Source organism: Dactylosporangium sp. NPDC048998 (genome assembly GCF_043197855.1).
In the GTDB taxonomy this organism is placed as follows: domain Bacteria; phylum Actinomycetota; class Actinomycetes; order Mycobacteriales; family Micromonosporaceae; genus Dactylosporangium.
The window spans coordinates 150,471-175,266 of record NZ_JBICTV010000012.1 but is presented as its reverse complement, the minus strand read 5'-3'; the positions used below and the strand labels follow the sequence as shown (position 1 = coordinate 175,266).

The window sequence follows — 24,796 nt, the reverse complement described above, 5'->3', positions numbered from 1 at the left end:
TCAGCAGGTCGCCTTGGCGGCGTCCTCGATGAGATCGGCGGTGATCTTCGGGTGGCTGATCATTGCGACGTGCGACGAGGTCGGCACTTCGACGACCTTGCGGGCCTTCGCACGGCTGTACATCCAGCGCTCGCAGTCCGGCGGGATCGCTTTGTCCTGGCCGGCGACCAGCCCCCACGACGGGATCGTCCGCCACGCGGCGGCCTGGGTCGGATAGATGAAGGAGTCCGCATCGAACGGCCGCTGGGTGGCCTGCAGGAGCCGGAACGTGGCGGTTGACACGTCGGCGGCGAAGGCGGCCTGGCCGTCCTTGCTCAGGTACAGGTCGGTTCCGGTGGTGCCGTCGGCCTTCGTGTAGGGGACCGGCACGCTCACCGGCAAGACCTGGCTGCCCGGGAACTTGTTGATGAGGTCCCCCTGCGTCTCGCCCACGTCGGGCACGAAAGCGGCGACGTAGACCAGCGCTTTGACGTTGGCCTTTCCGGCGGCGGCGTTGGTGATGACGGTTCCACCCATGGAGTGTGCGACCAGCACGATCGGCCCGCTGATGGAGTCCAGCAGACTAGCGATGTAGGGGGCATCAGTGGGGATACCCCTCAGCGGGTTCGACCCCGCGATCGTGGTGTAGCCCTTCTGCTGCAACTCCTGGATGGTCGCGTTCCAGCACGACGAATCGGCGTATCCGCCGTGCACCAAGACGATTGTCGGTTTCACCTTCGGGTTCTCCTTACTGGTAGCCGTTGGGGCTGCGGCCGCTACGGCCGTTCCCAGCGGGCTGGCTATCATCGCCGCCGACCCGGCCAGCGCCGTTCCAGCGGCCAGTACCTGGCGGCGGGAAACATTTCTACTCATGGGGCTCCTCACGGAATTGGGGGGCAAAGGAATTGGCCCGACAGGCAACTCGCCACCGTCGGCACGTGCGTTCACCCGATCGAATGCGCGGCCTCCGCGATGAGATCTGCCGTCGCGCGCGCCTGCGACAAGTACAGCGAATGGCTGGCTGCGACTTCCTTGACCGTCGCCCCCGCGCGGTCGGCCATTGCTCGCTGGGCCGGCGGCGGGATCATGCGATCCTCGGTCGCGACCAGGTACCACGAGGGCTTGTCGCGCCAGGCCGGTCGGGTGACGGCACCACCAAGCGCGTCGACACCCCACGGAACCTGCGAGTTGGCCATGAACAACGCCAGGCCCTCCGGCAGATCGGCCGCGAAGGCACTCGCGAACTTCTGCTTGTCGAGGAACAGGAAGCCGTCGACCGGCGGCGTGATCGGCGGCGCCGGCGTGCCGGGCGGCGGGTTCGCGATCAGCGTGTTGACGGATTCACCGCGATCCGGTGCGAACGCCGCAATGTAGACGAGCGCCGCCACTCGGTCGTGATCGCCGGCCTCCGTCACGACCACACCGCCATAGGAGTGGCCGACGAGGACCACCGGCGCGTCGACGGCATCGATCGCGCGGCGCGTGACAGCCACATCGTCAGCCAGCGACAGCGTTGGGTTCTGAACGACGGTGACCAGAAACCCTCGAGCGATGAGCAGGTCATGAACCTGCTGCCAGCCCGAGCCGTCGACGAATCCTCCGTGAACGAGTACGACGTGGGCAGCGGGAGTGCTCATGGTGGTCCCCCTGTGAACCATCGACCGGATAGGACATGGGGGACGTTAGGCAGGACAAGTGCGCATCTAGTGCGCAGTTAGTGATCGGGCAATCGGGCGCGCTGTGGCATACCTCGCATCGCAACGCTCGGCGGCGTGAGCGCGCACCTGCCGTCCGGCTTCGGTGGTTGCTTGCGTCAGGGCAGATCCCGGCGCAGGACGTAGTTCAAGCCGAACTCTGTCTCGGTGGAGCGGACGTCGATGTAGCCGAGCCGGCGGTAGAAGTCATGCGCTGTGATGCTCGCGCCGGTTTCCATGTGGTCGTAGCCGTCGATCACGGCCAGCGCCTCGATGTGGCGCATGAGGAGCCGTCCTATGCCGCGACCGGCGGCCCGGGGGTGCACGAACATGGTGTACACCTTGTTGCCGTCGCGGGAGACCGTGCCGGCGATCCCGTTTGCTTCGGCGACGAACATCTGCCGTTGCGTGGCGAGTTCCTTGACGCGTTGTTCGGTGAAGTGGTCGCACATCCGCTCGATGACCTCGCTCGGATAGTCGCGACTGTTGACCTCACGCAGGCAGCGTTCGATGAGCCCCGCCACGGCGAGGGCATCGGCGTTGTCGAACCGTCTTATCGTCACCATCGATCCATCTTGCCTGCATCAAGCGCAGCCGGCGCTCGTCAACCGACCGCGATACCGCGCTGCCCCTCGGCGAGGCGATCCTTCACGAACTCGCGGTGCCGCCGCAGGATGGCCTTGATGTTCGTCGGCACCGAGTCCAGGGTCGCGAGCAGGCTGTACAGCTGGCCGATGGCCGCCTGGGCGATCTGGTCGATGCGCTGCCGCGCCTCCTCGAGCTCGTCGGCGTTGCTGAACTGCGACTCGAACAGCGCCCGGATCGCGCGGAGGAAGTCGAGGTGGACCGCGGGCTCCCCGTCGACGAGAACGATCGCGTTGGCGGCTCGATCGGCCAGCCGCTGCACGACTGCGATGCTCAGCACCTCCTCGGCGGGTGCCGATGCGGGCACTGCCGGAAGGTCGTACGAGCTGAACATGCCGACGTAGTCCAGGAACATCAGGGCCCACCGGCCCTCCTGAATGCGGTCCACCATGGCCCGCTGCTCGTAGAGCTCGAGCTGGATCTGCAGCCAGTACGCATGGTGGTTGCGATGGCGCACCCGATGGTCGGGGTCGTGCTCGATGAGCATCTCGAGGATCGAGAGGTTGTCGTCGACCGGCAGCACCGTCTCGAACTCTGGATAAACGGTTTTCAATGCATTCAGCGCCAGTTCGCTGTCCAGCTCGCCGCTGAGACCGCCACCGGCGGAGCTGTTCGCGGTGGTGCGCAGCACGAGCATCCTGGTCAGGCCAACGATGCCGGAGAGCGTGTAGGTCTCCGGCGCCCGCAGCACCTCCACCGCGGCCGTCGTCAGGGCGGCCGGATACGGCCCGGGCTGCCGGAACAGCCGTAACAGGACGGCGGGGAAGAAGGCGCTGGTCACCCTCTCCTGCCACTGGGCGATCACCAGCTCGACGTCGACGTTGCCGGGCTCGAGCTGCAGGGCCATGAGGTCGAGCAGGTCGACGACCCATTGCCGCTGGGTGGGGTTGGTCATGTGCGCGCCCCGGGTGCGCAGCGGCTCCAGCAGCGTGTCCGCGCTCTCCGCGTGGCCGCGGGCGATGTTGCCGAACCAGATTGCCATCGTCTTGAAGTCCTCGTCGCTGACCTCGCCGATGAACCACATCAAGCGCGTCGTCTGCGGATCGATGCGCAGCGGGGCCAGCAGATAGTCGAGCAGGTCGTCATAGCCGACCTCGTAGGCGTGCACCCGGGACAGCGCGAGCACGGCCGCTTCGCTGGAGAGGCGCTCGCCGACGTGGGCGCCGAGCAGTGCCCGCGCGCCGTGCAGCAGCATCTCGGCGGAGAGCTCCTGGGCCTCGGCGGTGCGCTCGGCCAGGGTGGCGTTGGCTAGGAAGCCCTGGATGCCCGGCCGGCGCAAGTGGTCGGTCAGGCGCGTGATGAGTTCCTCCTCGGAGCTCAGTGACAAGCTCATCTGGGCGAAGCGCAGCGCTAGGCCGTCGGCGACCTGCTCGAATCCCAGCCGTCGCCAGACAAGCTCAACCAAGGCCAGGCGGACGATGGCATAGCCCAGCGCGGCCTTGTCCGGCTGGTCGCCGTCCAGCACGTCCGACGGGGCGTCGGCCCGTTGCAGCAAGGTCGTGCGCAGACCCTCTAACCGCGCGCGGATCGGGTTGACGATGCCCCGCGGCCAGCGGACCAGGGCGAACGAGCAGGCGGCGAGCGTCATGACGGCCAGCTCCTCGGCCAGCATGTCGACCATCAGGTCGTACCGGGAGGCGAGTTCGCTCCTCGTCCGCCGCAGCCCGATCTCCTCGGCGACGAGCCAGGACGTCTCGAGCACGTCGGCGAACTGGGTGCCGTCGATGTCGGCTGTCACATCGTCGCTCCGCCGCTGCTCGTCACCGGCCCAGGCCCAGCACCAGAGCAACAATGACAGCGCAACGACGTCGGAGTTGTCCCACTCCTGGGAGGTGACTGTGGCGCCGAGGTCGTCGGCGAGGCGGTTCGCCACCCGCAGGACGCCGGTTGCGTTCCGGCCGGTGACAGCGAGCGGGCTGCTCCGGGTTTCACGAGCGGGTCGAGCGACAGGGCGATCCAGATCCCGTTGGCGCAGGCGAAACGGCGCAGGCCCGCGACGGCCGGGTCGCGGCGGCCCAGGACGTCCACGAGGCCTCCGAGGCGACGGGTCACGATCGACTCGGCGAACAGCGCGACGAACTCGTCCTGCGCGTCGGCCTCGAGCGTCGCGGCCGACGGCTGCTCCTCACCGAGGAGGTCGAGCAGGATGCCGAGGATGCGGGTGTCGCCGAGGACGGCGTAGCTGTCCCGGCACAGCCGCCGCAGCCGACGCAGCGGGGCCGGGCCCGGGGGCCGGTAGAGCTCCGCGAGGCGGACCAGTTCGGGAACGTAGTTGACCATGGTTAACCCGAGCGCCGTCCGGGCGGTGGCGACCAGAGCCTCGAAGACCGCGGCCTGGATCTGCTCGGCGTCGCCGCGGAACTGCTGGGCGTATTCGGTCGGCCCGCCCAGCCGTGACAGGTGTCGTGCCGTCTTGTCGGTCCAGAAGGCGTCCGTGCGTTCTTGGCCGCGCAGGTCGAACCAGTAGAGGCCCCAGTACAGGTGCAGGAGCTCGGGATCGGCGACCGCCCGGTCGCGCCACTCGGACCGCAGGGTCCGGCCGGCGCGCGGGTCCACGCTGAGGGAAAGGGAGTTGTCGGTGTCCTCGAGCTTGAGCAGCGGACCGAAGTCCTTCCGGAGCCGCACAAGCCGGCTCGTGATGTCTCGGCGGGTCAGCGGCGTCTGGCTCAGGACGAGCCGGAGCACGGCCGAGCGGACGAGGTCGCCGCGGCCCAGCGTCGTCGCGAGGTAGCGGTCGGACCAGGTGACGTTGCCGGAGATCGCGGAGTCCGCGGCGAGGAGGTGGAAGAGCTCGAACGCCGCGAACAGGCGCACGTCGGTCCGCTCACTGCCGAGCGGCACGATCTCGCCGAGCATCGCCGAGACAGACAGTGAGTCGTCGGACAGCATCCCCTTGATCGTGGTGAATTGGGCCCGTTCGGGCGGAAGGCCGTGCTCCGCTACCAGCGCCAGGCTGGCCGGCACGTCGAGGGGCAGCAGGTCGTAGAGCTGGGTGCGCCGACCGGATAGCGGCGTGTGCCCGTTCGGAACGCCGCGCCGCAGCCGGGCCGTCGTCACGTCGAGCTTGATCGTGCTCTTCGCCGGATCGTCGGCTGCGTCGAGCATGACCCAGAGCTCCGGCATCTGAATCTTCACGTACAGGTCAAGGTAGCGCCGCATGACCTTCGTGGTCAGCGCGTCGACATTCGTCCAGTCGTCGACAACCACCGCGCGGTAGGGCGCCTTACGGGCAAACGCGACGGCGAGCTCGTCGACGAAGCGCTCGTACGCGTCGCTGTCGGTTCCGTCGCGCAGATCCTCCGCAAGGCGGGCCATCAGCGGCTTCTCCGGGTTGAGCCGCAGCCAGTTCGTCAGCAGTTGCCCGCCGACCAGCATCGCGCCCAGCCCAATCGTGACCGCGATCGACGCAGGCTTGAACAGCGCGCCGAGACCCCCGTGTACCTGCGGCACGGCCTGCAGGTACGACTGCAGCAGGGCGATGGGCAGGGCGAGCGCCGCGCACAACGCGATGAGCCCGGCCGTCAGCCATGGATTCGGGGGCCGGAACGTGGTCGCCACGCCGCTGCGGCGGGCCGCCTTGGCCACGGCGCCGCGGGGCAGGGTCCGCAGGATCGGCGGCAGACCGCCGAGCGCGCCGCCCTGGATCTCCAGGACCGTCAGCTGCCGATGCCTCGCGCGCACCGTGGCGGCGGCCAGGTCGGCCAGGTAGCTGACGCCGTCGCCCTTCCGCGCGCAGATCGCAAGGCACCGGAAGCCCTGATGCACCGCCCCGTCCACCTGTGCGATCTGCCGGGTCAGCACCTTCGTGAACGGAACGGTTTCCTGCGCCTGCGCGGTGCCGACGAGCTGGAGCAGCCGCTCATAGCCGGTTCCCGCTGGTTGTTCGAGGCCGTCGTCGGCCAGTGACCGTTTCGGAGACATCTTCTCGTCCTCGGATGACGCGGCCCGGAATCGCCACCGGTCGCAGCGGGGACGCTTCGTCGATCGAGCATGCACCTTGCGTGACGCGCGTCGACATCGTCGAAAGGCCAAATCGCCGGGTGTCTTTGTCGGCTGGTCGCGGCCATCCACCCGATCCGCCGGCGCCTCATGACCGAGGTCATTCCGAGCCGAGGGGCACTCCGCGCCCCAACCGTGCTGTTCGGCGAGGGCGGGGTGAGGCGCTGCCACCCGTGCCGGGCGAACCTTCTTGGGTCGGACGGCCCGATCGCAAGCGTGTGGGATGTTGGGGTGGAGGGGGCTACCGGCTTCCGTGGCGCCATCGAGGAAGTCCCGTGTACCACTGAGGGAGGCGGTCAGCATCCAGAACGCGGTATCGAGGTAAGTGACTTCTTCCACATCGGACCGGAGGGCCCGGTCAACGGTCTGGATCCCGAGCGCCGTACCTGCCGCTCGCGGGCCTCGTTCAACGACCCGGACAGCAATGTATGGCTGCTTCAGGAGATCACCAGCCGCCTTCCGACGCGAACGCCACCCCTGCGGTGTCCAGCCCAGGCGAGCCTGCGCTGGCCGGCCAGACCGTCGTGGTGATCGGCGGCAGCGCGGGCAGCGGTCGGGAGACCGCTCGACGCGGCCGGGCCGAGGGTGCCGAGGTCATCCTCACCGGCCGCGACGCCGACCGGCTCGCACAGGCAGCTCGCGACGTTGGAACTACGACAGAAGGGAACACTGAGATGAGCGTCGTCGTTGTTGCCACGGCCCATCCCCTGCCCGAGCACCGTGCCGAAGTTATCGCGGCCTTCGAGGCGGCGGTCGCCCAGGTGCACGACGAACCGGGCGTCGACCTCTACGCCCTCAACGAGGGACCCGACCGGCTCGTCATGATCGAAAAGTACGAATCCGAGCAGGCGCGATCGGCGCACGCCAAAGGTCCGGCCCTCGCCGACCTGCTCTCAGCGCTACGGGGCAAGCTCCGCGGCAACCTCGACGTGCAGGTCCTCGTACCGCACCCGGCCGGAAATCCTGACAAGGGCAGGCTCTGACGACCCGGCACCGGCCCGGCCTGTCCGCGAACTCGCTTTGCGCGGGCGCGATGCGACGGGGTCGATGGAGGACTCGACAAGGCCCGACCGGTGCGAAGGAACGCTCATGAAGCAGACCGGGGACGCCACCGGCGCGCATCTCGCCCGCGGCGGCCGGTACCTCATGAAGAAGCTGCCCGAGGTCACTCTCGCTTTTTGGATCATGAAGATCGCCGCCACCACGCTGGGGGAAACCGCCGGGGACTTGTTCGCCCAAACCCTCGAACTGGGGTACTTCCTGACCACGATCGCCCTGTTCGGCATCTTCGTGGTCACGTTGCTCGTGCAGTTGCGCTCCCGCAGGTACAACCCCTTCTCCTACTGGACGGTCATTCTGTCCACGAGCATGGCTGGCACCACCATTTCCGACTTCATGAACCGCGACGCGACCGCCAAGTACCTCCCCGCCGGCGCCGACGCGCTCGGGTGGGGGCCGCAAGGACTGGGACTTGGCTACCCGACCGGCGCGGCGATTCTCGTCGCATTGTTGATCGCCATCTTCGTGGCGTGGCGATACACCGGGCTCACGTTTGCGATCCGTGACATCGACACGTTCCGCGGCGAGGCGCTGTTCTGGGCAGCGATCCTGGTATCGAACACGCTGGGTACCTCGATGGGTGACTTCCTGTCCGACAGTTCCGGGCTGGGCTACGGCGGCGGCGCCCTGCTCATCGCCGGCGCCCTCGCGGCCCTGCTCGCCCTCAAGTGCGTTCCTTTTGTGCCGAATGTCGCATTGTTCTGGGCCGCGTTCGTGCTGACCCGACCACTGGGCGCCACAGCCGGCGACTTCCTCACCAAGCCCACCGCCAAGGGCGGCCTGGACCTCGGCACGCTCGGCTCGTCCGTAGTCCTGCTCACAGTCCTGTTCGCGCTCATGGCCTACGCCCACGTCAAGGACCGCAAGCGCGGCCCGCGTCTCCACGAGCGCCGCGCCGGAGCCGTCGGCGAGCATCTACCAGGAGAAGGGTGAACGACAGGATTTACGGGACCGTAACTTTCCGGAGAGTAACTTACGTAGGGCTTGGGCCCGCCCGGGCGTGCTACGGTGTGTCCCGTTGCAGTTGTGATTCCGAATACTTTGCCAGCGCCTGGTGGGTATCTGATCCCCCTGGGCGCTCTGTGTTTTTCCGGTCATCTCCGGGGGGCGATCAACACCGCGACACCTGGGCCCGCACGGCGTGGGTCCCGGATCCAGCCTTCGAAGGAGAAGACATGACTGTCGGTACTGTGAAGTGGTTCAACGCGGAAAAGGGCTTCGGGTTCATCACCCCGGACGGCGGTGGCGCGGACCTGTTCGCCCACTACTCGGCGATCGTTTCGAACGGCTTCCGGAGCCTGGACGAGAACCAGCGGGTCGAGTTCGACGTCACGCAGGGTGCCAAGGGCCCGCAGGCCGCGAACATCCGCGTCATCTGAACCGGCCGCCGACCGCGTGCCCGCCGCCCCTCGGCGGTCGGGCACGCGGTCGGTGTGTGTGCAGCACCCGCCCCCGAGGAGTCGTCATGTCCACAGCGTCGACGCAAGCCCGCACCGGAAGCCCGTACGCGCATCTGCTGCACCAGATCCGCGGCGCCGGACTGTTGGAGCGCCGCACCGGGTACTACATCTGGAAGATCACCATCACCGGTCTGCTGTTCGCGGCCGGCTGGACGGCGTTCGGGCTCATCGGGGACTCGTGGTGGGTCCTGATCGCCGCCGGCTTCCTCGCGTTCGTCTTCACCCAACTCGGGTTCCTCGGCCACGACGCCGGGCACAAGCAGATCTTCGCGTCCCGGCGGGCGAACTACGTGCTCGGGCTGCTACATGGCAACCTGGCCATCGGGCTGAGCTACGGCTGGTGGGTGGACAAGCACAACCGGCACCACGCCCACCCGAACACCGACGGCGCCGACCCGGACCTCGAGATCGGCGCGCTCGCGTTCACCTCCCGCCAGGCCGGCGCCCGCGGCCGCGTCGCCGCGTTCGCGTACCGCTACCAGGCGTTCTTCTTCTTTCCGCTGCTCCTGCTGGAGGGCCTGAGCCTGCGCGTGGCCAGCGTGCGCGCCCTGCTGGGTCGCACCGGACGTCCCCGCGTGTGGGAGTCGGTACTGTTCACCAGCCACATCGTCGGCTACCTCGGCGCGGTCTTCCTCGTACTTTCGCCGGTCCGCGCGATCGTGTTCATCCTCGTCCAGCAGGGTCTGTTCGGGCTCTACCTCGGGTGCAGCTTCGCGCCGAACCACAAGGGCATGGCCGTCCTCGCCGCCGGTGACCGCACCGACTTCCTGCGCCGCCAGGTGCTCACTTCGCGGAACGTACGCGGCCACCGGCTGACCGACTTCATGCTCGGCGGCCTCAACTACCAGATCGAGCACCACCTGTTCCCCAGCATGCCCCGACCGAACCTGCGCCACGCGCAGGCAATCGTCGAATCGTTCTGCCGCAGGCACGGCCTTGCGTACTGTCAGACGAGCCTGTTCGACTCCTACGCCCAGGCGCTGCGCCACCTGCATACGGTCGGGCGTACTCCGTACCCGGCCGGCGCCTGAGGCTGGTCGCCAGGAAACGCCGACGTGCCCCGACCGATCGGCCGGGGCACGTCCGGTGTCCGCGTCTACGGCTGGCCGACGAAGACGACCTGTACCGTGGCGGAGCGGGCGGTGGCGCTGGTCGGGGAGGGCGCGAACGTCACGGTGCCGGTTCCGCCGCAGGGCAAGACCAGCGTGGTCGGGATCTTCGCGCTGACCGCCCACATCTGCAGCACGATCGGGCTGCTGCCACTGGACGCGGGGCCGAAGTTCACCAACACCGAGTTGGCGGCGCTCCCCGTATAGCCGGCCTCGGCGGGGCTCGGGCCGATCACCGGGAGCACCTTGACGGTTTGGCCGTCCATCGGATGGCCGGTCTGGCCCGGGCGCACCGGGCCGAAGCAGGCCATCCGGATGGTGGCGTTGGCGGTCTGGTCGTTGACCAGGCCGACGAATGACTGGTTGGGCCCGATCGGGGCCGGGTCGATGACAGGGCCGGCGAACGCTGGCACGGGTGCGGCGACGAGGGCGCCGGCCGCGGCCAGTGACACACACCAGGAACGCAGCTTGCGAGACATGATTCCTCCGGAGGTGGAGCGGACGCCTGGCGGGGCATCCGTTGGGGGCAGCAAGACGGTAAGGCGCAAATCGTCGATGGTCAATGGCCAGTTGTTCTGCGTGCGACCTTGCCCGCCTCGGCCCGCGCGGCGAGCAGGTTGTCCAAGCTGCCAGCGGCCCGCCGTTGCGGACGACGAACAGATCACGTCGGCGTCGGCCAGCGCCTGCCGGCGCTAATTTGTTGTACTGCGGAAGTAAGAAACCGTGACATACTTTTGTAATGAAACCTTCCAGGGGCACCGAGCCGTCGCGTCCGAAGCCAGCGCCCGCCTGGTCGCCTCCTGCCGACCGTTCGCTCGCCGTGATGCTCGAGGTGCTGATCCATGGGCCGCTCTCGCGAACCGAGATCGCGCGCCGGCTGGAGCTGTCGCAGCCTTCCCTTTCGCGTCTGAGCGCACCGCTGCTCGACAGCGGTCTGCTCGTGGAGGGCGAGGAGCGCAGTGACGGGCGAACCGGTCGCCCCTCGCGCCCGCTCGACGTCATCGCCGGGTCGCGCCACTTCGTAGGGGTGAAACTCACCGGCGAAGAGGCGCTGGGCGTGGTCACTGATCTGCGTGCCAACGTGGTGGCCTCGGCCGCCCGGAGCCTGGCGAGTCGCGATGCCGAGGAGGTGGCCGACGTCGTGGCCGCCCTCGTGCTCGAACTGTCCGCCGGTGTGCCGGCCCTCGCCGCGCTGGGAGTTGGGCTGGGAGGCCTGGTCAACGACCAGAACGAGGTAGTCCGCGCGCCCTTCCTGGGGTGGGCGCGGATCCCGCTGGGCCGCATGCTGAAGCAGCGGACCGGTCTGCCGACGGTCGTCGAGAACGACTTGGTGGCGCTTACCGAGGCGGAGCACTGGTTCGGCGCCGGGAGGGGACTGGAGCGCTTCGCCGTGCTCACGGTTGGGGCTGGTGTGGGCTACGGCGTCGTCATTCACGACCGGATCGTGGTCGGCGAGGACTCCGGTGTGGGCCTGGTCGGCCATTGGCCCCTGCAGCCGTTCGGTCCGATGTGTCCCGAAGGTCACCAGGGTTGCGCGCAGGCGCTGCTCGCGGTGCCTTCCATCGTGAAGTCCGTGTCCACCGTGCTCAACCGGCCGCTCACCTACGATGCGTGTCTCGATCTGGCGGAGGCCGGCGACCCGGCAGCCCGCCGCATCATCGACGACGCCGGGCGCGGCTTGGGCCGTCTCATCGCGGCCGTCGGCAACCTCACCGTGCCCCAGCTGATTCTGCTTGGTGGTGAGGGCGTCCGGCTTGCGCGGGTGGCCGCCGCCGCGATCTCCCAAGGCATACAGCAGGACCGGGATCCGCGCGCCGGCGCCCTCGACATCCACATCCTCGACGGCGACGCGACCGAGTGGTGCCGGGGCGCCGCCGTCATGGCGATCCAGACGTACGTGCTGGGGGAGCAGCCGCGGCGGCGGCGATAGCTGGCCCCGGCCGGACCGAGAGTTCCGGGACTTTCTTTCTTGACGAATGCAATTAACATGAGTTTAACTACTCGGCATGATGCTGCTGGCCACACCCACGGCGGTCGCGGACGCGACCGCGGCGAGCGGCTTCGTGACTGTGCCTACCAAGGGGGCGATCGCCTGGCCGGAGATCGCCGCCGCGCTCGGCTTGTCCGCCGGCACGACCACCGGAGCGGTCCGGTCTGACTCGTCCGGACCGGGGGACCGCGTCGGTATCGGAGTGGGTGGCCACGCGGATCCCGCAGCGCAACATGATCTCATCCGTCCGCTGCCCGACCGTATTCGGGCACGGGGGTCGGCGGCGGTCGCCATCCAGCACCCGCTCCTCGGTCCCGTGTCCAGCAACGGCCGCTGACCCTGGGCCCGCCTGCGGTGAACCGGGCTGCACCCCGGTCACCATGCCCCTTCCCCCACCCATAGGAGTCTGAGCATCGTGCACACTGTACTCACCCGCCGGCGCATGCTGACAACCGGCACCGCCCTGCTCGCCACGGTGGCCATGTCGCTGTCGGCGTGCGGTGGACAGGACAAGCCCTCCTCGTCAGGGGACGCGCTGTCCGGCACCATCACCTTCTGGCACGGCTACAGCAGCGACGCCAAGGAGGTCAAGGTACTCCGCGAAGTGATCATCCCTGGCTTCCAGGCCAAACACCCGGGCACCACGGTCAAGGACGTCTCCGTCAAGGACAGCGACCTGCGGCAGAAGGTGCTGACCGCGGCGACGGCCGGGCAGGGACCGGACGTGCTGCGCGCCGACATCGCGTGGGTCAGCGAGATGGCCAAGCTGGGACTGCTCGACAAGCTGGACACATCCATGCCTGACTTCCAGACCTACGCGGGCAAGGTGTTCCCGGGCACGCTGGCCACCAATAAGTACCGCGACGGCTACTACGGCCTTCCGCTCGACACCAACACCCGCGTGCTGATGTACAACGCGGACGCCCTGACCAAGGCCGGTGTCACCAAGCCGCCCGCGACGTTCGAAGAGATGACGGCGCTCGGCGACAAGCTCGCCGGCACGGACGTGCAGGCCTTCTACGAGGGCGGGCTCGGCGGCTGGCAGATCCTGCCCTGGATCTGGTCAGCCGGCGGCGACATCACCGACGCCGACTACACGAAGGCGACCGGCCACCTCAACAGCCCGCAGTCCCTGGCCGGGGTGCAGCTGCTCTACGACCTGTACAAGAAGAAGCAGATCGCGAACAACATCACCGGGGCCACCGGCGGCGTGGACGGATCCACCGGCCTGCCGACCGGGAAGTACGCGACGATCCTCGACGGCCCCTGGATGTACCCGATCTTCGCCAGCCAGCACCCGGACTTCAAGGTTCAGGTGGCGCCGGTCCCGGCCGGCCCCGGCGGGAGCATCAGTGTCGTCGGTGGCGAGGACGCCGTCGTGTTCAAGAACTCCAAGAACAAGGCCCTTGCCCTGGAGTTCACGCGCTACCTGCTGTCCGACGAGGCGCAGACCGAGTTCGCCAAGGCGGGCCAGATGTCGGTGCTCAAGGACCTCGACCAGGCCGCGATCAACCCCACCTTCGGGCCGTTCGCGCAGCAGCTGAAGACCGCGCGTCCGCGTCCTCCGGTGCCCTCCTGGAGCAAGATCAACGACCTGCTGGAGAAGAAGCTGCAGGCTGCGTTCAAGGGCGAGACGAGTTTGCAGCAGGCGTTGGACTCCGCCGCTGCCGAAATTGACACCCTGCTCGCCAAGGACTGAAACGGCATGTCAGCCACCGTGCCCACCGTTGCCCGGCGCCCTCGCGCCGGGCAACGCCCCCCGAAGTTCGCATCGCCGCGAGGCCGCAGCCGCGCGCAACTCTTCGCCCGCCTCGTCCCATACCTGCTCCTCGCGCCCGCCATCGCGTTCTTCGTCACGGTCATGCTGATTCCGATGGGCAAAGCGGTCCAGGTCAGCCTGTACGAGTGGAGCCCGATGCCCGGCGCCGACAGCCCCTTCGTGGGCGGGGCGAACTACGCCCGGGCGTTCGGCGACGCGGAGTTCGGCCGCAGCGTGGTCAACGCGACCGTCTACATGCTCGTCACCGTGCCCGGCCAGATCGTCCTCGGGCTCGTCCTGGCGCTGCTGCTCAACAACCGGCTGCCGGGTCGCACGCTCTTCCGCGTGCTGTTCTACCTGCCCGTCGTCACCAGTTGGGTCGTGGTCTCGCTGTTGTTCCGCTACCTCTTCGCCAACGACGGCGCGCTCAACTGGCTGCTCGTCGAGGCGCTCGGCGTCTCCGGAGAGCGGGTGGGCTGGCTCGATTCACGCTGGACCGCCATGGTTGCGCTCTGTGCGCTCGGCATCTGGAAGGGCGTGGGCTGGACGGCGGTGATCCTGCTGGCCGGACTGCAGGGAGTCGCGGCCGACCAGTTGGAGGCGGCCGCTGTGGACGGCGCCGGCTACCTGCGCCGGCTGTGGCACATCACCTTACCCGCCCTTCGCCGCACGCTGCTCTTCGTGACCATCCTGCTCGGCATCGGCGGTCTCCAGGCGTTCATTCAGGTCCTGCTCCTCACCGACGGCGGACCCGCGGGACAGACCGAGATGCCCCTGACCTACGTCTACAAGCAGGCTTTCGACTTTCTCGACTTCGGATACGGCTCAGCGCTGGCCGTGCTGATGACCGCCGCCGTGCTGATCATCTCGATCACCCAGACCGCCATCTTCAACCGCCTCGACAGGGGGGTGCAATGATCTCCACGCCGGTGTCCCGCCGAATCGCGGCCGGGGCACGCCTGCTGGCCCTCGGCGCGGGTGCCGTGATCATGGTGCTGCCCCTGGTGTACATGATCAGCGTCTCGTTCACGCCGAACGTGCTCGCCTTCGCCTGGCCGCCCAGGCTGCTGCCGGAGCATCCCACTGCCGGCAACTACGTCGAGGCGTGGAACACCAACGACTTCGGCCGATACTTCGCCAACTCGGCAATGGTCGCCTGCGCCACGACGCTGCTCACCACGCTGCTGTCGGCGCTGGCCGCCTACGCCTTCGCCCGATTCACCTTTCCGGGTCGGACGCTGCTGTTCTGGACGCTGATGCTCGGCTTGATGGTGCCCAGCATCGTCATCCTCATTCCCCAGTTCCTGGTCGCCACCACGCTCGGCCTCACCGACTCGCGCACCGGCCTGGTCGTCTTCTACGTCGGCGGCGGCATCGCCTTCAACACATTCCTGTTGCGTGGCTTCTTCGAACGGGTGCCGGTCGAACTCGACGAATCCATGACAGTGGACGGAGCTGGCCCGCTGCGCCGCTTCGTCGCGTTGTACCTGCCCATTTCGCGGCCCGCCCTGGCCACCGCCGCGGTCTTCGCCTTCCTGGCCGCCTGGGACGAGTACTCATGGGCGCTGACCAGCATCACCGACCCCGAGAAGAGCACACTTCCCCTGGCCATCGCCCAGTTTCAAGGCTCGCACCTCACGAGCTGGAGCCTCGTGTTCGCCGCGTCGCTCATCGGCGTGGGTCCGGTCGTCCTGGTCTACCTGCTGGGCCAGAAGCACTTCGTCACCGGCCTGACCTCAGGCGCACTGAAATCCTGAAGGAGAACGAACCATGCTGCTCCCGAGCAAGGCCTCCTACCTGCCCGGCGAGAGCGTCCACATCGACGTGTCGCCGGCCGGCCACCAACGCCGGTTGAGCGTGTCGCACCTCGGCGTCGAGGTTGCCACGACGGACGTGCCATCCGGTGTGCACCGACTCGTCCTGCCCGTCTTGCCCGAGGGCGGCTACGCCGTCGCGCTGCTCGACGACCAGCACGACACGCAGTGGACCGCGGTCGAAATCCTCGCCGACCCGGTGTCGCGGCTGCGGTACGGGTTTGTGGCAAGCTTCGCGCCCAACCGCGACATCGACGCCGTACGGTCTCACTTTCGCCGGCTGCACCTCAGCGGCGCGCAGTTCTACGACTGGGCTTACCGGCACGCCAACCTGGTCGGCCCGGCCGAATACGAAGACCCGCTCGGCCAGCCGGTCTCCATCGACACCGTCCAACGGCTCGCCGGCGGGCTTCGTGACGGCGGCACGCTGCCCATCGGCTACGCCGCCGTGTACGCCGTCGGCAAGGACGAATGGCCGGCGTGGGAGCACATCGCGCTGGTCAAGCCCGACGGCACGCCCTACGCGCTCGGTGACTTCCTGCAACTGGTCGATCCCAGCGACCCGGCGTGGCTGTCGCACTTCACCGAGGACCTGCGCGCGGCTGTGCGTGCCGGAGGCTTCAGTGGTTTCCACCTCGACCAGTACGGATGGCCGCGCCACGCGATGCGTACGGACGGGCGGACGGTCGACGTGGCACGGGCATTCGACACCCTCATCCAGGCGGTCCGAACCGCACTGCCGGAGGCGACCCTCGTCTTCAACAACGTCAACGACTTCCCGGCCTGGGTCACCACCGCCAGTCCGCAGAACGTCACCTACACCGAGGTCTGGGATCCGCACCACACGCTCGCCGATCTGGCGGCGGTGGCGACTCGGTCGCGCACGCTCGCCCCGACCCGGCCCGCGGTCCTCGCCGCCTACCAGACGGTCTACGCGAACCACCCGGCCGAGGTCGCCGACCTCACGACCCGGTTCACCATGGCGACCGCGTTCTCGCACGGCGCCACCCAGTTGCTCGCCGGCGAGTCGGGCAGCGTGCTGGTCGATCCGTACTACGTACGCAACCATCGAGCCCTTCCGTCCACACTGGACATGCTCCAACGCTGGTACGACCTGCTGGTGGCCGCCGGCGACGTCCTGCTGGCCCCCGGACTGTCCGACATCACCCGATCGGTGGTCGGCGGCCTCAACGACGAGATCGACGTGATCGGCCCCGACGGCATCACCATGTCGCACGAGGCCCGGCCGGGCACGGTCTGGCGCCGGGTCGTCGACACGCCGCACGGCACCGTCATTCACCTGATCAACCTCACCGGCCAGGAGGAGGCGGGTTGGGACACTCCCAAGACCCCGCCGCCGCCGGTGACCGGTCTGCGGTTGCGGGCGCGTCTGTGCACGCCGGAGCTGCCGACGATACGCGTCGCGGACCCCGATCGCAGCCCGGCCTTCGCCGACGTGCCCGCCGTCAGGGAGGGCGAGCACGTCGAGGCGGATCTCCCGCCGCTGAACGTCTGGGAAGTCGTTTTCCTCCCTCGTTGACCGATCGTTCGCCCCTCGACCAGGAGTACCTCATGACAACGACCGATCGGGCCTGGTGGCGCGATGCGGTGATCTACCAGGTCTACGTCCGTTCCTTCGCCGACTCGGACGGGGACGGCATCGGGGACCTCGTGGGTCTCGCCCAGCGGCTGGATCACCTGACAAGCCTGGGTGTGGACGGCCTCTGGCTCAACCCGTGCTATCCATCCCCCGGCGCCGACCACGGCTACGATGTCGCGGACTACATCGACATCGACGCCCGTTACGGCGGCCTGCCGGCGTTCGACGCGCTGCTGGCCGAGGCACATCGACGAGGCCTGCGCGTGCTGATGGACCTTGTGCCCAACCACTGCTCCGTGGAGCACGAATGGTTCGTCGCGGCACGCGAGGCGCAGCCAGGCTCACCGGAACGCGAACGGTTCATCTTCCGCACCGGCCGCGACGCCGGTGCCGCTCCGCCCAACAACTGGCGATCCGTCTTCGGCGGGCCCGCATGGACCCGCGTCGACGGTACCGACCAGTGGTACCTCCACAGCTTCGATCCCAGCCAGCCCGACTTCAACTGGCGCAATCCCGACGTCGTCGAGTACTTCGACAAGGTGCTGCGGTTCTGGTTCGACCGGGGCGTCGACGGCATCCGCATCGACGTGGCACACATGCTCGTCAAGCGGGCCGACCTGCCCGACTGGACGTTCCCGCCCGACGGCGACTCGGACTACAACGGCTACGCGCAGAACCAGCCCGAGGTGCACGAGGTGCTCCGGCGATGGCGAGCGCTGGCCGACTCGTACGGCCGGGATCTGACCCTCGTCGGCGAGATATGGGTGCCCACGGTGACGGATCTGGCCGCCTACCTTCGCCCGGACGAGCTTCCGCAGGCGTTCTACTTCGACCTGCTCATGTGCCCGTGGGATGCGGCGGCGTTTCGAGCCTCGGTGTCCCGCGGTCTTGCGGAGATCGCCGCCACCGGTGCCACCATCACGTGGACCCTGGCCAACCACGACGTCCACCGCGCGGTCACCCGGTTCGGCCTGCGCGCCGCCGATCCACCCAGCTCCGCCGATCCGGTCGGCAACGTCGCCCGAGCCCGGGGAGACGTGGACATCGCCGGCGGACTGCGCCGGGCCCGTGCGGCACTGATGCTGCTCCTCGCCCTACCGGGGTCGGTCTACCTCTACCAAGGAGAAGAGCTCGGCCTGCCCGAAGTGCTGGACCTACCCGACGACGCACGTCAAGACCCGATCTGGTTCCGCTCCGGCGGCGCCGAGCACGGCCGCGACGGATGCCGCGTGCCCCTGCCGTGGCAAGCCGACGGTCCTTCACTCGGCTTCGGCCCGGGGCCACAGAGTTGGCTGCCACAGCCGGCCTGGTACGCCGAATACGCCGCGTCGGAACAACTCCGGACACCGAACTCGACGCTGCGCCTCTACGCTGATGCGCTGACCAGTCGCAAAGCGCTCGCCAGCGAACTGGCGGACCACGAACTGCGCTGGTTGGCCGTACCGGGACGACCTGACGTGCTCGCCTACCGGCGCGGTGAACTCGTCTGCGTCACCGTCTTCGGCGAAGAGCCGTTCACCCCACCATCGACCTGGGGCCAGATCGTGCTGGCGTCGGCTCCGGCAGACGGCGGACGACTGGCCGGCGAGTCCGCCGCCTGGCTGAAGCCGACGGGCTCGTAAGTCGCGGGCTGCAGCGGTTCGCGCCCTGACGGCCTATCGCGTGAACGGGCCGTCAGGGGGTAGGTGACAAGCATGAAGATCGGTGTGATCGGCGCCGGCAAGATCGGCTCTACGCTGGCCCACCTGTACACCGCGGCCGGCGACGACGTCGCCATCGCGAACTCCCGAAGTCCGGACACCCTGCGCGACCTCGAGCATCAGCTCGGCCGTCACGCCCACGCCGTCACCGCGGAGGAGGCGGCCCGCTACGGCGACGTCGTGATCGTCGCTGTGCCGTTCGGCCACTATCGGGACCTGCCCGCCAAGGCCCTGGCCGGCCGAACGGTGATCGACGCGACCAACTACAACCCGGAACGCGACGGGCACGACGAAGCGTTGGAGCACGGCGATGTGACCAGCAGCGAGCTGCTGCAGCGGCACCTTGCCGGCGCGCACGTGGTCAAGGCGTTCAACGCGATGCGCTGGGACCACCTGCGCGACCATGGGCGATCGGCCGGGGCGAACCGCCGGTACGGCATCCCGGTCTCCGGCGACGATCCGGACGCCAAGTGGCAGGTCTTCGACCTCGTCGAGCAGATCGGCTTCGAACCCGTCGACGCCGGTCCGCTCGTCGAGGGCGGCCGCAAGCACCAGCCCGGCACGGAGGTCTACACCGCGGACCTGTGGGCCGACACGCTGCACGCCCGCATCGGCATCGAGGGCACCTGAGCCTGCCGGTCAGGACCCCTCCGAGGAGAAGGAAGTTATCGGGTCAGCCAGCGGTCCAGTTCGGTGAGGATGTTTTCGATCTCCGGGCGCAACGCGTCGGCTATCTCGGCCGGGGTCTGGCCTTCTCGGGTACGGCGGCCTGACTCGCTGATGATGATCTGGAACACGCCAGCCAGCGCGATGCCCTGCAGGCGGGCGATCTCCGGTGCGATCGGGATCGTGTCGCTGATCGCCGCGGCCAGCGCGGTGGCCTGGCGGTCGGTCAGTTCCAGGGCCAGCCGGTTGACCGCGGGGCTGATGGCTGCCAGATAGCCGAGCGTGCCGCGGGCTATCTCCGGCGGCACGCCGCGGATCTCCGACACCGTCTGCAGGACGAAGTCGCGGATGGCGGCGGCCGGGCTGGTTCCCGCCGGCCGGGAGCGGATCAGGTCGCTCAGCCGGTCCTGTATCTGCTGCTCGCGGTCGGTGACCAGCTGTTCCTTGGTCGGGAAGTAGTTGTAGAGCGTCTGCTCCGCCACCTCCGCCTCGCGCGCGATCTCACTGACCGTCACCCGCTCGTAGCCCCGATCGGCGAACAACCGGGCCGCGGTCTCGGCGATGAGCCGGCGGGTGCGCGCCTTCTTGAGGTCACGAAGTCCGGTTCCAGCCACTCCCGGAGTCTACCAAGCCACAAAATTAGAGTGGACCAAAATTATGGATTAGACTCCAATAATCACTCCACGCGGAGGGAGCGCGCATGGGCGCCCAACGTCACGAACACGTACGCGAGCACGAGGAACCAGTGATGAGGTCTCCTGGTTCTCCCCGGTCCTTGCGGGGAGCTTGGATGGCCTTGGCCGGACTGTCCGCGGTGTTTTTGTTCGAGATGCTGGACAACTCGATCTTGAACGTCGCGCTGCCCACGATCGGACGCGACTTGCATGCGTCGACGATCGCGCTGCAGTGGGTGACGGGTGCGTACGCGGTCGTGTTCGGCGGGTTGATGCTGGTGTTCGGTGCGACGGCCGACCGGTTCGGCCGCCGGCGGATCATGCTCATCGGTCTGGTGCTGCTCGGTGTTGCGAGCCTGGCGACCGCGTTCGTCACGACAGCGGAGCAGCTGATCGTCGTCCGCGCGGTGATGGGGGTCGCGGCGGCGATGACGACTCCCGGGTCGCTGGCGCTGACTTTCCGGCTGTTCGACGAGGACAGCCTGCGCGTCCGTGCGACGACCCTCATTTCGACCGTGGGTCTGGTCGGGCTCGCGATCGGCCCGACGGTGGGTGGTTTCGTGCTCGCGATCGCTCCGTGGCAGGTCCTGCTGCTGGTGAACGTGCCGATCGCCGCGCTCGCCATCATCGGTGTACGAGCGGGCATCGCTGCGGACGAGCCGGCTGATCTGCACCGCGACCCGGTGGACGTCCTCGGTGCGGTGCTGGGCACGGTGACGATCGTGCTCACCCTCGTCGCACCGACACTGTTCGTGAACGAAGGCTCCGGCTCATGGGCGCCGTGGACGGCGACCGCCGCGGCCGTCGTAGGAGCGATCCTCTTTGTCCTGCGCGAGCGTTCGGCGCGTTACCCGCTTCTCGACCTGAAGCTCGTTGCTCGCCCGCTGGTTTCGAGCGGCCTGGCCTACAAGGCCGCCGCCGGGCTGGCAACCGCCGGTCTCGGTTACATGGTGACGCTGCAACTGCAGCTCGCCTGGGGCTGGACGCCCGCACATGCCGCGATCGGCATGCTGCCGCAGGTCGTCGTTCTCGTCGCGGGCGGCCTGTTCATCAATCCGTTCGTGCAACGGGTCGGTCTCGAGCGGGCCGCATGGCTCAGCGCTGCCGCGGTCGTGCTCGGACTTGCCGTCTACGGCCTGATGAGCAGTTTCGGATACCTGTGGGTCGCTGTCGCGCTCGTGCTCGTGGCCGCCGGGATGCGCGTGGTCGGCGTTGTCGCCGGGGTCAACGTTCTGCGTGGCCTGCCGAAGAACCGGACCACGATCGGCGCCGCGCTTACCGACACTGCCACCGAGGTCACCTCCGGCGTCGGCATTGCCGTTACCGGCACCATCCTCGCGGCCCTCTTCACCGGCGACATCGCCACATCGGACTGGAGCACGCAGCAAGCCGCGCAGTTCCAAGAGGCCGTCACCATCGCCGGCCTCACGCTGACGGCCGTGGCTGGAGCGCTCGTCGGCTGGGCGATCCTGCGCACGCGCAGCGCCGCGGACGGCCAGGCGAGCAAGTCAATGGCCGAAGTCTTCGGCGCGTAGACGTGACGTTCGGACGCGACACCCGAGGACGGGAAGGCACGCGGCGCAAGTGCGGGGAGTGGGTTGGAACGCCCGCTCCCCGCACTGTACCGGAAACACGGACGGAGAACTCTTCAGCGTCGCGTGAACGGTTCGGGCGTCGGTGTTCCAGGTGCACGCGGAACGAACTCCAAGTCCTCGAATTCGAAGTTCGCCTGATCTATGGCCTCCTGCCTGGTTGGGTGACAAGTGTCCGTCAGAACCTCCCAGTCGGCGGAGCAGTAGAACAGGTAGTAATCGGAGTCCCGGTCATATCGCGCAATCGCCAGGTTGGATACCATTTCCTCAAATCTGTCGACCGAGTGCCTGGTCCGACGAGTAGGCCGCTGCGCGCCACCCACTTGCGCGTACAGCTCGACCATGGCGCCGTCAAGAACTCTGGGCGCTGGCATGTTGACCTCCTACCTGTTCGGCGCCGTCGGTGTCCCTTTCGCGGCCTCCAGGCTCACGTCACTACGCGCCGCTCCCCGCCCGTGCCGGCGTACAACGCCACGACCTTCGTCGAGTGTGCACCGCCTCGGTGGGAATGTGGCGGGCCCGGGGCCGGACCCGCCACGTTCACCGCTACGCCGTCACGATCGAGGCAGGGTGGCCGTGCTGCGACTCCGGCCCAGGACTACCAGGCAGACGCCGGCCAGGAGCAGTGCGGTTGGTGGGTTCAGTGGCCGAGGAGCTTGTCGATGACTCCGGCCACCCAGAACTCGTACTCCCGCTGGGTCCACCCGCAGCCGACGACGAGCTGCTGGTAGACGTCGACGTCGAGCACTGCGGTCAGCCCGTCGCGTTCCTCGCCCGTCAGGGCGGCGCCCTTGACGAAAGTGAGGCCATGCTCGATGTTCTGCCGCCGGCGGGCGTCGCATATGACGAGATGCTCGGCGAGGCTTCTGTTGCCGGGCGCCGCTTGGCGCAGCGCCAGGTAGAGCGCGGCGGTGCGGTGGTGCACGTCAGTCAGCAGCGACGCCGCCATCGCCACCCGGGCCGGCCGGGCACCCTCGCCGAGCGCCGCAAACTCGGGCCGCTGCGTCAGTGGGACCGCGCTGGAGTCGCCTACAAGCGCCTCCTCCAGCGCAGTCACCAACAGGTCGGCCTTGGACGGGAAGGAGGCGTAGACGGTCTCGACCGCAACTCCCGCGGCGTGGGCGATGTCGCGCATGCCGGTAGCGGCCCAGCCTCGCTCGCGGAACAGGCGGGTCGCCGTCGCGAGTACCGCCGCGCGCGTCCTGGCCGCACGTTCCTCGCGGATCGGTGAGTGATAGTGCCGCCGGTACGCGGCTGCGATGCGCATGGGCTGCCCGCCTATTCGCCGGCCCGCCAGAGGAGATCGGCACGCCGGCGGTAGGGGCCTGCGAAGAAGCGCAGCAGTATGAACCGCGGCACCGCCGGTACCTCGCCGACGACGAGCTGGTAGCCCTCCGGGTCGATGCCGTCGAGCAGCCAGTGACCGACGAAGCCGAGCTCCGACAGGGGCTTGCCCTTGACGTTGCGTTCCTGGTCCCAGGCATGCCAGTCCGCGTGGGTGATGCTCGCCGACACCACCGGCATTGCCTCGGCGACCTCGCGTTCCAGGTGCGGGACGAGGACCGAGGTCAGGGCCTGCAGCGCGTCGTGGACTTCCACACGCTCGACATCGCCGGTAGACCCGGAGTAGGCCTGTCCGGCGGCCGCGAGCCGCTCGGCAGCCGGAGCGATCGCGCGATGGTCGGCCTCGAGAGACTCCAGCAGCGGCCCGGCGTCGGGATTGCGGTCGCGCACCATCGGCCACAGGCCCTCGTCTTCGCCGGTGTGGTGTTCGTGCAGGAAGCGCATCAGCCACGCGACATGCTCGCCGAGCGCCTGGCGTCGCCGCCCCTGCGGGTAGGGCTTCGCCGTGACGGCGTCACCGACGCGCTGCAGGTCGCGGGTAAGTGCCCGGTGCACGACGGCCATCATGCGGGTGTCTGCCGGTGCAACTGAAGTCGACATCCATGTCCTCCCTCAAGGCCATCGCAGGATAGGAGGGCGGCGAATTCAAGTACAACCTCGTTCTAGCCAATTCCGATTCGGACCGGTTAGGGCGATTCACGCCCGCGACTCGGGTGCCTTCAGGCGCCACTATGTCCACATCGGATGCTCGTTTCCGGTGCGGCATCGAGCTCTGCATCCGACGGCTGACCCGGGCCTGCGCCGCCGGCCCGGGTTCCCGCTCGTGCATCAAGGCAGGAACTGCTCCTCGAACTTGATGACGGTCCCGTGCTGCACCGTCAGCCAGAACGGCAGCACCGCGAGGTTCGGTGGGGTGAGCGCCATCCCCTTGTTCTGCTGCGTCAGGAATGCGGGGAAGGCGGCGAAGCTGATCGTCTTGGTGTCCGTGCCGCCCAGCGTCTTCAGCACCACACACTGAGCACTCGCGGCGACCGGCAGCGTCCGCAACGTCTTGTTGTTGTTGACGATCATGTAGTCGTTGTCCAGGCCGTTGGGGTCCTCCGGATGCTCCTTCTTCCACGCCGCCTGGGCCGCGTCGCCGGTCAGGAACTCGATCAGGTCGAATGTGACGGTGTTGTGGGTGGTGTCCAGGCCGGTGATGTAGGCGGCGCTGCGGCCGTCGGCCAGGACCGGTGAGGAGTTGGTCGACGGCTCGCCTGTGGTGGCCGCGGGCGTGGTGGTGGCCGCAGTAGTGGAGTCGGAGCTCGGGCCGACGGAGGCCGAGCGCCCCGTCGCCGTATCCCCGGTCGTCGCGGATCCGCGGCATCCAGTCGTCCCGGCCAACGCGAGCGCGAGTACGGCCGTCCCGCCGACTGCCAGGGTCCACATGTTTCCGCGCTTCATGCCCGCTCCCGCGTCGATGATCAGGTTGCGACACATGATGCGGGCTCCGCGGCCGATTTCCCGCCCACTGTCGGAACCTTGGCTTTCACTTACCAAGATCGACCCGATCCTCCGTCCCCGCCAGGACGCCTGAGGATCGAGCGCTCCGGCGCTCGACGCCATGCCTGGTGGATGCCGCACGCCGGCCGCGCCGCCGCTGTCGCTCGCGGGCGGACGAGCACCTCCTGTTGGGACAGGCTTCAGCTGATCCACTATTGCCATCGACGGCG

23 protein-coding genes are annotated in these 24,796 nt (G+C 68.3%); 13 read left to right on the top strand and 10 right to left on the bottom strand.

What is annotated here, in order from left to right:
- From ACGFI8_RS26640 to ACGFI8_RS26620, 5 genes are all read right to left on the bottom strand, one after another.
- Positions 1-714, bottom strand: a complete 714-nt coding sequence (locus ACGFI8_RS26640; RefSeq protein ID WP_392808910.1) for an alpha/beta fold hydrolase — start codon at positions 712-714, stop codon at positions 1-3.
- A gap of 209 nt (positions 715-923) precedes the next feature.
- The gene (locus ACGFI8_RS26635; RefSeq protein ID WP_392808908.1) at positions 924-1,616 is read right to left on the bottom strand and encodes an alpha/beta fold hydrolase; all 693 of its coding nucleotides are present in this window, start codon (positions 1,614-1,616) and stop codon (positions 924-926) included.
- A 176-nt stretch (positions 1,617-1,792) separates the two neighbouring features.
- Positions 1,793-2,239 (bottom strand): GNAT family N-acetyltransferase, encoded by a 447-nt coding sequence (locus ACGFI8_RS26630; RefSeq protein ID WP_392808907.1) that lies wholly within the window; start codon positions 2,237-2,239, stop codon positions 1,793-1,795.
- 38 nt (positions 2,240-2,277) lie between these two features.
- Entirely contained in the window at positions 2,278-4,056 is a 1,779-nt protein-coding gene (locus tag ACGFI8_RS26625) for a hypothetical protein (RefSeq protein WP_392808905.1), read from the bottom strand.
- Complete coding sequence (locus ACGFI8_RS26620; RefSeq protein WP_392808903.1) at positions 4,053-6,239, bottom strand: hypothetical protein; 2,187 nt, start codon at positions 6,237-6,239, stop codon at positions 4,053-4,055. The genes ACGFI8_RS26625 and ACGFI8_RS26620 overlap by 4 nt, the downstream gene beginning before the upstream one ends.
- 506 nt (positions 6,240-6,745) lie before the next feature.
- Between ACGFI8_RS26620 and ACGFI8_RS26615 the strand changes: the two genes are divergently transcribed.
- From ACGFI8_RS26615 to ACGFI8_RS26600, 4 genes are all read left to right on the top strand, one after another.
- Positions 6,746-7,300 (top strand): SDR family NAD(P)-dependent oxidoreductase, encoded by a 555-nt coding sequence (locus ACGFI8_RS26615; RefSeq protein ID WP_392808901.1) that lies wholly within the window; start codon positions 6,746-6,748, stop codon positions 7,298-7,300.
- A gap of 106 nt (positions 7,301-7,406) precedes the next feature.
- Positions 7,407-8,309, top strand: coding sequence for a hypothetical protein (locus tag ACGFI8_RS26610; RefSeq protein ID WP_392808900.1), 903 nt, complete (start codon positions 7,407-7,409; stop codon positions 8,307-8,309).
- A 242-nt stretch (positions 8,310-8,551) separates the two neighbouring features.
- Positions 8,552-8,755 (top strand): cold-shock protein, encoded by a 204-nt coding sequence (locus ACGFI8_RS26605; RefSeq protein WP_392808898.1) that lies wholly within the window; start codon positions 8,552-8,554, stop codon positions 8,753-8,755.
- 86 nt (positions 8,756-8,841) lie between these two features.
- On the top strand, positions 8,842-9,867 hold the full coding sequence (locus tag ACGFI8_RS26600) for a fatty acid desaturase family protein (protein WP_392808897.1): 1,026 nt from the start codon (positions 8,842-8,844) through the stop codon (positions 9,865-9,867).
- A 65-nt stretch (positions 9,868-9,932) separates the two neighbouring features.
- Here ACGFI8_RS26600 and ACGFI8_RS26595 read toward each other — a convergent pair whose 3' ends face one another.
- Positions 9,933-10,424 carry a hypothetical protein gene (locus ACGFI8_RS26595; protein WP_392808895.1) on the bottom strand — a complete coding sequence of 164 codons (492 nt, stop codon included), beginning with the start codon at positions 10,422-10,424 and terminating at the stop codon, positions 9,933-9,935.
- 344 nt (positions 10,425-10,768) lie between these two features.
- On the opposite strand from ACGFI8_RS26595, the gene ACGFI8_RS26590 reads away from it, so the two are divergent.
- The 8 genes from ACGFI8_RS26590 (at position 10,769) to ACGFI8_RS26555 (ending at position 19,438) form a co-directional block, all read left to right on the top strand.
- Entirely contained in the window at positions 10,769-11,875 is a 1,107-nt protein-coding gene (locus ACGFI8_RS26590; protein ID WP_392808894.1) for an ROK family protein, read from the top strand.
- A 76-nt stretch (positions 11,876-11,951) separates the two neighbouring features.
- Entirely contained in the window at positions 11,952-12,272 is a 321-nt protein-coding gene (locus ACGFI8_RS26585; RefSeq protein ID WP_392808892.1) for a hypothetical protein, read from the top strand.
- 78 nt (positions 12,273-12,350) lie between these two features.
- Positions 12,351-13,634, top strand: coding sequence for an extracellular solute-binding protein (locus tag ACGFI8_RS26580; RefSeq protein WP_392808890.1), 1,284 nt, complete (start codon positions 12,351-12,353; stop codon positions 13,632-13,634).
- A gap of 6 nt (positions 13,635-13,640) precedes the next feature.
- Complete coding sequence (locus ACGFI8_RS26575) at positions 13,641-14,612, top strand: carbohydrate ABC transporter permease (protein WP_392808889.1); 972 nt, start codon at positions 13,641-13,643, stop codon at positions 14,610-14,612.
- Positions 14,609-15,451 carry a carbohydrate ABC transporter permease gene (locus ACGFI8_RS26570; RefSeq protein ID WP_392808888.1) on the top strand — a complete coding sequence of 281 codons (843 nt, stop codon included), beginning with the start codon at positions 14,609-14,611 and terminating at the stop codon, positions 15,449-15,451. The genes ACGFI8_RS26575 and ACGFI8_RS26570 overlap by 4 nt, the downstream gene beginning before the upstream one ends.
- A 13-nt stretch (positions 15,452-15,464) precedes the next feature.
- Entirely contained in the window at positions 15,465-17,048 is a 1,584-nt protein-coding gene (locus ACGFI8_RS26565) for a glycoside hydrolase family 66 protein (RefSeq protein ID WP_392808887.1), read from the top strand.
- 32 nt (positions 17,049-17,080) lie between these two features.
- On the top strand, positions 17,081-18,730 hold the full coding sequence (locus ACGFI8_RS26560) for an alpha-amylase family glycosyl hydrolase (protein ID WP_392808885.1): 1,650 nt from the start codon (positions 17,081-17,083) through the stop codon (positions 18,728-18,730).
- A gap of 72 nt (positions 18,731-18,802) precedes the next feature.
- The gene (locus ACGFI8_RS26555) at positions 18,803-19,438 is read left to right on the top strand and encodes an NADPH-dependent F420 reductase (RefSeq protein WP_392808883.1); all 636 of its coding nucleotides are present in this window, start codon (positions 18,803-18,805) and stop codon (positions 19,436-19,438) included.
- Positions 19,439-19,473: 35 nt separating this feature from the next.
- On the opposite strand, the gene ACGFI8_RS26550 is transcribed toward ACGFI8_RS26555, so the two are convergent.
- The gene (locus ACGFI8_RS26550; RefSeq protein WP_392808882.1) at positions 19,474-20,088 is read right to left on the bottom strand and encodes a TetR/AcrR family transcriptional regulator; all 615 of its coding nucleotides are present in this window, start codon (positions 20,086-20,088) and stop codon (positions 19,474-19,476) included.
- A 176-nt stretch (positions 20,089-20,264) separates the two neighbouring features.
- Here ACGFI8_RS26550 and ACGFI8_RS26545 point away from each other — a divergent pair, with 176 nt between their 5' ends.
- Positions 20,265-21,683, top strand: a complete 1,419-nt coding sequence (locus ACGFI8_RS26545) for an MFS transporter (protein ID WP_392808880.1) — start codon at positions 20,265-20,267, stop codon at positions 21,681-21,683.
- A 697-nt stretch (positions 21,684-22,380) separates the two neighbouring features.
- Here ACGFI8_RS26545 and ACGFI8_RS26540 read toward each other — a convergent pair.
- From ACGFI8_RS26540 to ACGFI8_RS26530, 3 genes are all read right to left on the bottom strand, one after another.
- The gene (locus ACGFI8_RS26540) at positions 22,381-23,007 is read right to left on the bottom strand and encodes a TetR/AcrR family transcriptional regulator (protein ID WP_392808879.1); all 627 of its coding nucleotides are present in this window, start codon (positions 23,005-23,007) and stop codon (positions 22,381-22,383) included.
- A gap of 11 nt (positions 23,008-23,018) precedes the next feature.
- The gene (locus ACGFI8_RS26535; protein WP_392808878.1) at positions 23,019-23,684 is read right to left on the bottom strand and encodes a hemerythrin domain-containing protein; all 666 of its coding nucleotides are present in this window, start codon (positions 23,682-23,684) and stop codon (positions 23,019-23,021) included.
- Positions 23,685-23,912: 228 nt separating this feature from the next.
- Positions 23,913-24,527, bottom strand: a complete 615-nt coding sequence (locus ACGFI8_RS26530; RefSeq protein ID WP_392808877.1) for a hypothetical protein — start codon at positions 24,525-24,527, stop codon at positions 23,913-23,915.
- Positions 24,528-24,796 lie beyond the last annotated feature (269 nt).

Coding starts and splice junctions, on each gene's coding strand:
- ACGFI8_RS26620 (WP_392808903.1), bottom strand. CDS start 6,239: ATGTCTCCGAAACGGTCACTGGCCGACGACGGCCTCGAACAACCAGCG.
- ACGFI8_RS26535 (WP_392808878.1), bottom strand. CDS start 23,684: ATGTCGACTTCAGTTGCACCGGCAGACACCCGCATGATGGCCGTCGTG.
- ACGFI8_RS26630 (WP_392808907.1), bottom strand. CDS start 2,239: ATGGTGACGATAAGACGGTTCGACAACGCCGATGCCCTCGCCGTGGCG.
- ACGFI8_RS26540 (WP_392808879.1), bottom strand. CDS start 23,007: ATGCGCATCGCAGCCGCGTACCGGCGGCACTATCACTCACCGATCCGC.
- ACGFI8_RS26610 (WP_392808900.1), top strand. CDS start 7,407: ATGAAGCAGACCGGGGACGCCACCGGCGCGCATCTCGCCCGCGGCGGC.
- ACGFI8_RS26615 (WP_392808901.1), top strand. CDS start 6,746: ATGGCTGCTTCAGGAGATCACCAGCCGCCTTCCGACGCGAACGCCACC.
- ACGFI8_RS26545 (WP_392808880.1), top strand. CDS start 20,265: ATGGCCTTGGCCGGACTGTCCGCGGTGTTTTTGTTCGAGATGCTGGAC.
- ACGFI8_RS26560 (WP_392808885.1), top strand. CDS start 17,081: ATGACAACGACCGATCGGGCCTGGTGGCGCGATGCGGTGATCTACCAG.
- ACGFI8_RS26595 (WP_392808895.1), bottom strand. CDS start 10,424: ATGTCTCGCAAGCTGCGTTCCTGGTGTGTGTCACTGGCCGCGGCCGGC.
- ACGFI8_RS26600 (WP_392808897.1), top strand. CDS start 8,842: ATGTCCACAGCGTCGACGCAAGCCCGCACCGGAAGCCCGTACGCGCAT.
- ACGFI8_RS26605 (WP_392808898.1), top strand. CDS start 8,552: ATGACTGTCGGTACTGTGAAGTGGTTCAACGCGGAAAAGGGCTTCGGG.
- ACGFI8_RS26590 (WP_392808894.1), top strand. CDS start 10,769: ATGCTCGAGGTGCTGATCCATGGGCCGCTCTCGCGAACCGAGATCGCG.
- ACGFI8_RS26530 (WP_392808877.1), bottom strand. CDS start 24,527: ATGAAGCGCGGAAACATGTGGACCCTGGCAGTCGGCGGGACGGCCGTA.
- ACGFI8_RS26585 (WP_392808892.1), top strand. CDS start 11,952: ATGATGCTGCTGGCCACACCCACGGCGGTCGCGGACGCGACCGCGGCG.
- ACGFI8_RS26565 (WP_392808887.1), top strand. CDS start 15,465: ATGCTGCTCCCGAGCAAGGCCTCCTACCTGCCCGGCGAGAGCGTCCAC.
- ACGFI8_RS26635 (WP_392808908.1), bottom strand. CDS start 1,616: ATGAGCACTCCCGCTGCCCACGTCGTACTCGTTCACGGAGGATTCGTC.
- ACGFI8_RS26575 (WP_392808889.1), top strand. CDS start 13,641: ATGTCAGCCACCGTGCCCACCGTTGCCCGGCGCCCTCGCGCCGGGCAA.
- ACGFI8_RS26555 (WP_392808883.1), top strand. CDS start 18,803: ATGAAGATCGGTGTGATCGGCGCCGGCAAGATCGGCTCTACGCTGGCC.
- ACGFI8_RS26570 (WP_392808888.1), top strand. CDS start 14,609: ATGATCTCCACGCCGGTGTCCCGCCGAATCGCGGCCGGGGCACGCCTG.